The sequence below is a fragment of the uncultured Ruminococcus sp. genome, assembly GCF_946415235.1.
GTDB lineage: Bacteria > Bacillota > Clostridia > Oscillospirales > Ruminococcaceae > Ruminococcus.
Map to the genome: position 1 here is coordinate 1 of NZ_CAMKRR010000133.1, position 7115 is coordinate 7115.

A 7115-nucleotide genomic window follows, 5' to 3' on the forward strand; every position below is an offset into this window, starting at 1 on the left:
TTCCGTACTGCTGAGATCAACTTCCTTAAGCGTGGTCATATGTGCAAACGCATAGTCAGGTACTATCTCGCCGCCTGTAATGGTTATCTTTTCAAGTGAATAATCCGAGAAATCAGCCCCCTCATTAGCCCAGTCAGCCCACGGATTGAAAAACAGGTCTGCTACAGAGCTCGCCCAGTCTGTTCCGTTTCCTTCTACGGTACGCTCTTTAATAGTTGCCGCATACGGAAGTGTGAGCTCCTTAATCTCTGTACAGCCGCTAAATATGCAAGTACCCATTGATGTGACCTCAGAAGGGATCGTAAGTTCCTTGATGCCTGTACAGTTTTCAAATGCATATTTACCAAAGCTCTGATAAGTTGCTGGTATCGTGATATCTGTCAGGTTTGTGCATTTTGCAAAAGCATAGTCACCTGCACTTGTTATTGCTCCGTTATCGGGAAGCTTTGTTATCGGTGTTCCGTAGAAAGCATAATCTCCGAGAGCTGTTGTCGTTTTCGGCAACTTTACATCAGTTAATACCGTGCAGTTCTTGAAAGCTCCTACACCGACAGATTTTACTTCCGTACTGCTGAGATCAACTTCCTTAAGCGTGGTCATATGTGCAAACGCATAGGCAGGTACTATCTCGCCGCCTGTAATGGTTATCTTTTCAATTGCATAAGCTGAGAAATCAGTCCCCGCATTATCCCAGTCAGACCACGGATTGAAAAACAGGTCTGCCACAGAGCTCGCCCAGTCTGTTCCGTTTCCTTCTATTGTACGGTCCTTAATTGTCGCCGCATACGGAAGGGTGAGCTCCTTAAGCTTTGTACAGCCGTTTAACATATTCGCGCTCATTGATGTGACCGATGAAGGAATGGTGAGCTTTGTTATTCCTGTACAGTTATTAAAAGCATACTCTCCAATGGTTTCAAGCTTGCTTCCGAACTGTATGCCGACGATCGAAGAACAGCCTGCAAATGCGTATGCACCGATGCTCTGTATGCTGTCGGGGATAACGAATATATTCTCCTCAGCTTTTGAAATATCACCGTATGCCGATGAATTAAGTGAGCTCATGCCCTTAAAGAGATTTTTGCCTATATTTGTTATGACAAGTCCGTTTTCCGCATCAGTATCTTCAAACAGTACCTGCGTTATGTCTGCTGCATTTGCAAACGGGCATTTTGAAAAGTCTTTCATTTCGCCGTGTCCATAGATCCTCAGCAGACCGCTGCTGTAGATATCAGCTTTTATGTTTTCGCCCAACTCAACAGTGTCGCATTTCTCTGAAGTGTCAGGGAGAAAATGTATGATAGGTCTTTGAGCGGGCTTTCCGCTGCTTTCAGTTGTTTCCGACTGATCGTTCGTTTCACCGACCCTGATGCCAAGAGCTACAGTATCTGAAATGATGCTTTCAATGCTGCTTGCGTCGTAGTCTGATGATTGCAGTGTGTAATCGTCTGTGTTTGCTGTTACACTCAGGTGATCGTCGGAAAGTTCCATAGCCGCAGCCATTGATCTGTTTTCTGCTTCCGAACTCTGACCGCTTTTTGCCGTAACAGCCCATGCGTTCGTACCGACAGTACCCGAAGTGATCGCCGATGAGCATATGACAGTGCTGAGCACACCGGCAATGATCCGTTTAAACATTTTTCTTCACTCCTTATAGTTTTTATATTGTTTATATGAGCTTTAACAATATACATAAATTAATTCATTATAGACAGCATTCGATATGCTTTTCAGTCCAGATCGCTTATCTTGTAATCACTGAAATTTTCAAGCATACCCGAAGCATATCCGTTGTTTTCAAGGAACTCCCTTACCTCGTGCGAATTTGGCGGAGTATCCGCTTCATTATTGAATTTGACATTTTCTGTCCTGAAGCTTTCCACAAGCTCGTTCTCAAGATAGCGGTCGTATGCAAGGCAAATGCCTGTATCGGCGTCGATATCGGCTGTAAAGCTTGATGCCGAATTGTCGCCTTCATACCTTGCCTTCACGCTTAATATCTTTCTGCCGTTTTCGTTCCTTTCGCCTGTGAGCTCCCATACGGAGCCGTTCAGACTGCCGCTTGTGAACCGGCTGAGGCCCGTATAGTCCTTATACCAGACTCTGTCGGATATGCCGTCCGACGGCAGTTCATTCCTGATATCTGTTATTTTCGCAATAAGAACTCCTTCACCGTGATCTCCAGCATATACGAACTTATCGTTCAGATAATACTGACGTTCATCACAGTAAAAACGCCCGTCGGAAGTGTATATCCTCTGATACATTTCGCCGTTCATCGAGCTGTTGTCGAGCTTTATGGTTCCTTCACTGTAACGATAGAGCCAGTTGCCGTCCTTGACCTTGCTGAGAGTAAAATCAGCCGAAAAGCTGTCATAATTGTATACCGAGCCGATACACTTATCGCGTATTTGGTCTCCCGACAGATCTGCTTCTGTGGGCTTGGCTTCCGTAGTTGTACTCACATTGTTATCTCCGTTTTCAGCCGTTGTTGTTACTTCGTTTGCCGATGAAGCTGCTTCCGAAGTTACGCTGCCTTCGGCATTTGTTGTAACAGCCCCGTCGGATGATGCGGTGGTTTTGGCGGTTATCACAGTGGTGATATCATTATTTACCGAGCTGTTTTCATCATATGCAGTTTTCCCTTCGCTTATCGTAAAGCCTTCTGTTATATTACTGTTTCCGATATTATGTTCAAAGCTGTTTAATCTGCTGTTCTTTAAAAGGTGTACTGCGCCCCATACTCCCGTAACTATAAGGACAGACGCCGCAGCAGCCGAAGCCGTACGGAATATCCTTATCTTCGGATTGTACTGTTCCGCACCCTCGGCAACATCCGTGTATCCATCGCTTTTTTCTGCCCGTTCTCTTGCTTTTGCAAATATCTCGTCCTTTTTGGCAGCTTCCGACATCAGCCTCTCAACGGAAGCCTTGTCCGCACTTCGCAGGGTATAAATGATCTTTTTTCTTGTATTCATTTTATCCCTCCTCTTAAAGCGTTATGCCGTCTTCGGCAAGGATCTTTTTCAGCCTGTTCATGGCACGGCCGCAGCGTACACGCACAGCAGCCGCGCTCATTCCCGTCATTTTGGCTATCTCACCGGAAGTTTTATTGTAATAATATTTCTGGACGATTATCACTGAATCGGGGGTGCCGAGCTCTCCTATCTTATCCAGCAGGATATCGGCAAGCACGGAATTATCCGTACTTTCCTCGATATTTTCATCATCTGCTATCTCCGCTATCGCTTCGTCATCGGAGGAGATGTATGAGCCGTTTTTCGACGCAAGCGATCTTCTCATGCTGATCGCCGCATTTCGCGCAACAGCCCCTATGTATGACCTCAGTGATAAATTATCATCAGGATGCATCTTCATCATAACGGAGGCGAATACGTCTATGACACATTCCTCCGAATCGTTCTGACTTCCGAACCCGCTGATTATCCTGCTGACTATTGAAAAAACATAATTGTAATATTTGTCAAAAAGTGCTCTCTGCCCGTTTGACGGGGCTTCACGCATAAGGCTGATTATCTTTTCATCAGTCATATAGTCCTCCTTTACTTTATAATAGCAAATTCGTCCTCATTTATAATAACGCAAATTTTTCATAAAGTGCAACACTATTTTTGCTTTTTTTGAAAAAACTTTTTGACAGCCGTGAGAAACAAGGCGTTTGCGTAAATGCCGTAGGAAATCCTGCTTATAAATAAAAACAGCGGGCACTGCTTTATGTCTTACGGACAGCAATGCTCGCTGCAGCCTGAACGATCATCAAAAACTCCGCTCCGAAGATCAGAGTTCGCTCATGCTCTTTGCTTTTTCTTTGCATTTTTATTTGCGTTATTCTTTTTGCCGTTTTTGTTATCGGCTTTCTCGGCACTTTTACTGCTCATAACGATGTGCTTTGATTTGTCATCCTCCGCACTGACAGCCTCTGAAGGCTTTGAGCCATAACCGCCGTAGTTCTTTCCGTACTTATAGTACTTATACTTGTACTTGGAATAATACTTGCCTGTATGCTTGGTCTTTACACCGTTAAGAATAAATCCCAGCATATTCATCTGACAGAACTCTATCTTCTTCATGGCTTCCTCTACGTCGTCCGTAGTAGTTTCGCCGTATCTGACGACCATGATAGTTCCCGAAACATTCTTGGCAAGCTCCATGGAGTCTGTAACGACATTTACGGGAGGAGTATCAATAACGATGGTATCATATCTCTCACAGAGCCTTTCCAGTATCTCGGTCATATTCTCCGAAGCAAGAAGCTCCGACGGGTTTGGCGGTATCGGTCCCGCAGGCATAACGTCCAGATTTTCCATAACATTTTTAGCGATACAGTCGTCGAGCTTTTCCATTTTGCCGATAGCAGTTGAAAGGCCGCGCTTATTGCCGATGCCGAATATCTTATGCTGAACGCTCTTTCTTAAGTCGCCGTCGATAAGGAGCACCCTGCTTCCGCCCTGTGCAAGAGCGATAGCTATATTTGCGGATGTAGTTGACTTACCCTCGTTAGGGCTTGTGGAAGATACAGTGAATACTTTCTTCTCAAAAGTGGAAAGAGCAAAATTCACATTTGTTCTTATGGACTTATAGCTTTCAACAACAGAGAAAGGAACGTCCTTATCCGTAAGCTTTACGTGCTCGTCTGCTCTGTCGCCCTTCTTTTTCTTATCCTGCTCGAACTGCTGTATCTCGCCGATAATGGCTCTGTTGTATGTATCGCTGAGGATATCCGTGTCCTTGATGGAATTATCGAAGAAATCAATAGCGATAATTATGGCAGCCATCAGCAGAGCTCCCGCAAAAGCTCCGAGCAGACCGTTTTTCTTCATATTCGGAGCAACAGGTGTTCTGTAGACCTCAGCGGTATCTATCTTGTTGAGCTGACCTACTCCCACAGCTTCATCAATGAAAGGAGGAGCTACATTTGCCATTTCATTGCATATGGCAGCCGAAAGCTCGGCATCCTTCGTAGTCGACACCATATCAAGAGCACTTGTATCGGTACGTGAAGTAATGCTTATGCACGGGCGGAGCGATGAAGGAGTTATCCTGCCGTCATTGATCGTAAAATTCTGTGCAAGAACATCATTGTCAAATGACTCCATGAGATTTTCGCCGATAGCTTTAAGAACAGCGTCATCGTCGAGAACTCTTATGTATGTATTTATAAGCTGCTTTGAGTTGTTGATGTTATTGTAATTATGGTCGGGGTTCTCATTGAAGGTGGTATAGCTCTGAACGTACATTGAAATATGCGATGAATATTTCAGAGGCATACAGAATTTTGAGTAACAGAAGGCAGCAGCACCGCCTATTGCCGCTACAAGCAGAATAAGCCACAGCTTACTCAGCAAAAGCGAAAAAATAGTCCTGAGGTCTATTACGTCATTCTGTACTTTCATTGTTCTTGTACCCTGCTGTTCTGCCTGCATAGATCAACACTCTCCCAATACTGTTTTTATTATTATATCAATGCCTGTATTCCTGAGGGAAAAACAAAAAGCTCATCTGTTTGCCGGATCAAAAACGTAAGAATAAAAATATAACCGATAACTGCCTACAATCCATGAGTATATCAAAAAACAGATAAGCTAAAAACGTATTCAATTTTTGATCAAATACATATCCATACCCTAAGCTGAGAATAATGCTTCCTGTCATTTCCGCACAGAAAGTAACAATTTCATTCCCTAAAGCACTATCCCTCAAAAATAATATTTCTTTTTTTATTATATATGTGTTATATTATAACATAATTTATGCATTACGTCAATCATCGCCCTTAAATTTTGGCATTTTACAACAATCAATCTGTAATAATTAATCTTCTTTTATGTAAGATTTTTGTACTGATATTACAAAATATAAACTGTGCTCCACTCTCTACATATAGTAAAGCACTGCTCTTCAGACCTGCACGATCGCGCAGGTACTCCCGAACATAGTGCAGTATACAAAGATCCTGCCATACAGTCGGCAGGGTATGCGTTCTGTATGGCAGGAGCCTTTTTATATTATCATGTTTTCTTGCACTGTTCTCACCGCCGTCCGATTAACGGTCTGAAGCCGTTTGTCGGCATCTGCGATATTTGACTTGGGGTATAGTTTATGAAGCATTTTCAATGAGCTTTCCCTGCCTGTATTCCCGAAAATGCACGGAAACAGTACCATATCTCATGAGAAAGCCTGTAAAAGCGTATTATAAAACGAAAGCCGCTTCTTCTGTTTATAAAACAGGCGCTTTTTCAGCGAGCTTTTCACCTGCAACACGTATCATCGCAGCTTTCATAAACCATTACCTCAACTCAAATACACACTTACTTCCTTAAATCAATCAGTTACTGAGTTTATTGAGTTCATTCTTTACCGCATTAATCAGCATCGGACGGCGTATCTCGCCAAGCTCGATATCGAACTGATATCCTGTTGCACCGCATACCAGATTATCACCTGATGTGGTGCTGATCCATTCCAGAGCCTTTTCAAGCTCTGAGCTCGAAGTTACGTCAAATCCGTTGGAAGCTATAAATCTGAGAGTCATTTCATGCTGTGTCATCACTTAAGATCTCCTTTTAACATTTATAGTTTTTGACTGACCTTTGCTTTATTATAACATACATTATGGTCATTCCGCATCTGCCCCGCTGATAAAAGCGCAGTATCACGGAGAAAAGAGATGCTCTGACCTGTATGTCATGAACTTTTTTATTTTCAAGCTTCTCCTGATTTTCACATCAGGTAATATTTTTACTCACGTTTACTTTTAGGATATTATAACACACAATTCGCATATAGTCAATATTGAATTTTCACATATTTTTTCTTCTCATTCGGTACCTGCATGGATAACAGCATAAATATACGCCGCCTGACCTTATGAGCAATAATTGACTTGACATTATCAACGATATATGGTAAAATATTAATGTTTACGAAATACAAATTGTAATAAACACTCGCTATTATACAATTCGTAATTTTGTATTCAGGAGATGTTATAATGAATAAAAGATCAATGAAAAAAATCGCAGCCGCTGCATTGGCTTTTGCCCTTATCGGCGGAGCGGTAACCGCAGGCAATATGTCTGTATTCAGCAGCATAATGA

At 42.8% G+C, this 7115-nt stretch carries 5 protein-coding genes; all 5 read right to left on the bottom strand.

Annotated features, from left to right (window positions below; all coding sequences use genetic code 11):
- Positions 1-1635: leucine-rich repeat domain-containing protein (locus Q0R37_RS14555; protein ID WP_294755295.1), on the bottom strand; the 1635-nt coding region annotated here is incomplete at its 3' end.
- A gap of 92 nt (positions 1636-1727) precedes the next feature.
- Positions 1728-2975 (bottom strand): hypothetical protein, encoded by a 1248-nt coding sequence (locus Q0R37_RS14560; RefSeq protein WP_294755296.1) that lies wholly within the window; start codon positions 2973-2975, stop codon positions 1728-1730.
- A gap of 13 nt (positions 2976-2988) precedes the next feature.
- Positions 2989-3549 carry a sigma-70 family RNA polymerase sigma factor gene (locus Q0R37_RS14565; RefSeq protein WP_294755297.1) on the bottom strand — a complete coding sequence of 187 codons (561 nt, stop codon included), beginning with the start codon at positions 3547-3549 and terminating at the stop codon, positions 2989-2991.
- 257 nt (positions 3550-3806) lie between these two features.
- On the bottom strand, positions 3807-5441 hold the full coding sequence (locus tag Q0R37_RS14570; RefSeq protein WP_294755299.1) for a polysaccharide biosynthesis tyrosine autokinase: 1635 nt from the start codon (positions 5439-5441) through the stop codon (positions 3807-3809).
- A 902-nt stretch (positions 5442-6343) separates the two neighbouring features.
- Entirely contained in the window at positions 6344-6565 is a 222-nt protein-coding gene (locus Q0R37_RS14575; protein ID WP_294755300.1) for a hypothetical protein, read from the bottom strand.
- Positions 6566-7115 lie beyond the last annotated feature (550 nt).

Bases quoted from the DNA above. Each gene is read 5' to 3' on its own strand.
- Q0R37_RS14560 (WP_294755296.1), bottom strand. From the start codon at position 2,975: ATGAATACAAGAAAAAAGATCATTTATACCCTGCGAAGTGCGGACAAG.
- Q0R37_RS14565 (WP_294755297.1), bottom strand. From the start codon at position 3,549: ATGACTGATGAAAAGATAATCAGCCTTATGCGTGAAGCCCCGTCAAAC.
- Q0R37_RS14570 (WP_294755299.1), bottom strand. From the start codon at position 5,441: ATGCAGGCAGAACAGCAGGGTACAAGAACAATGAAAGTACAGAATGAC.
- Q0R37_RS14575 (WP_294755300.1), bottom strand. From the start codon at position 6,565: ATGACACAGCATGAAATGACTCTCAGATTTATAGCTTCCAACGGATTT.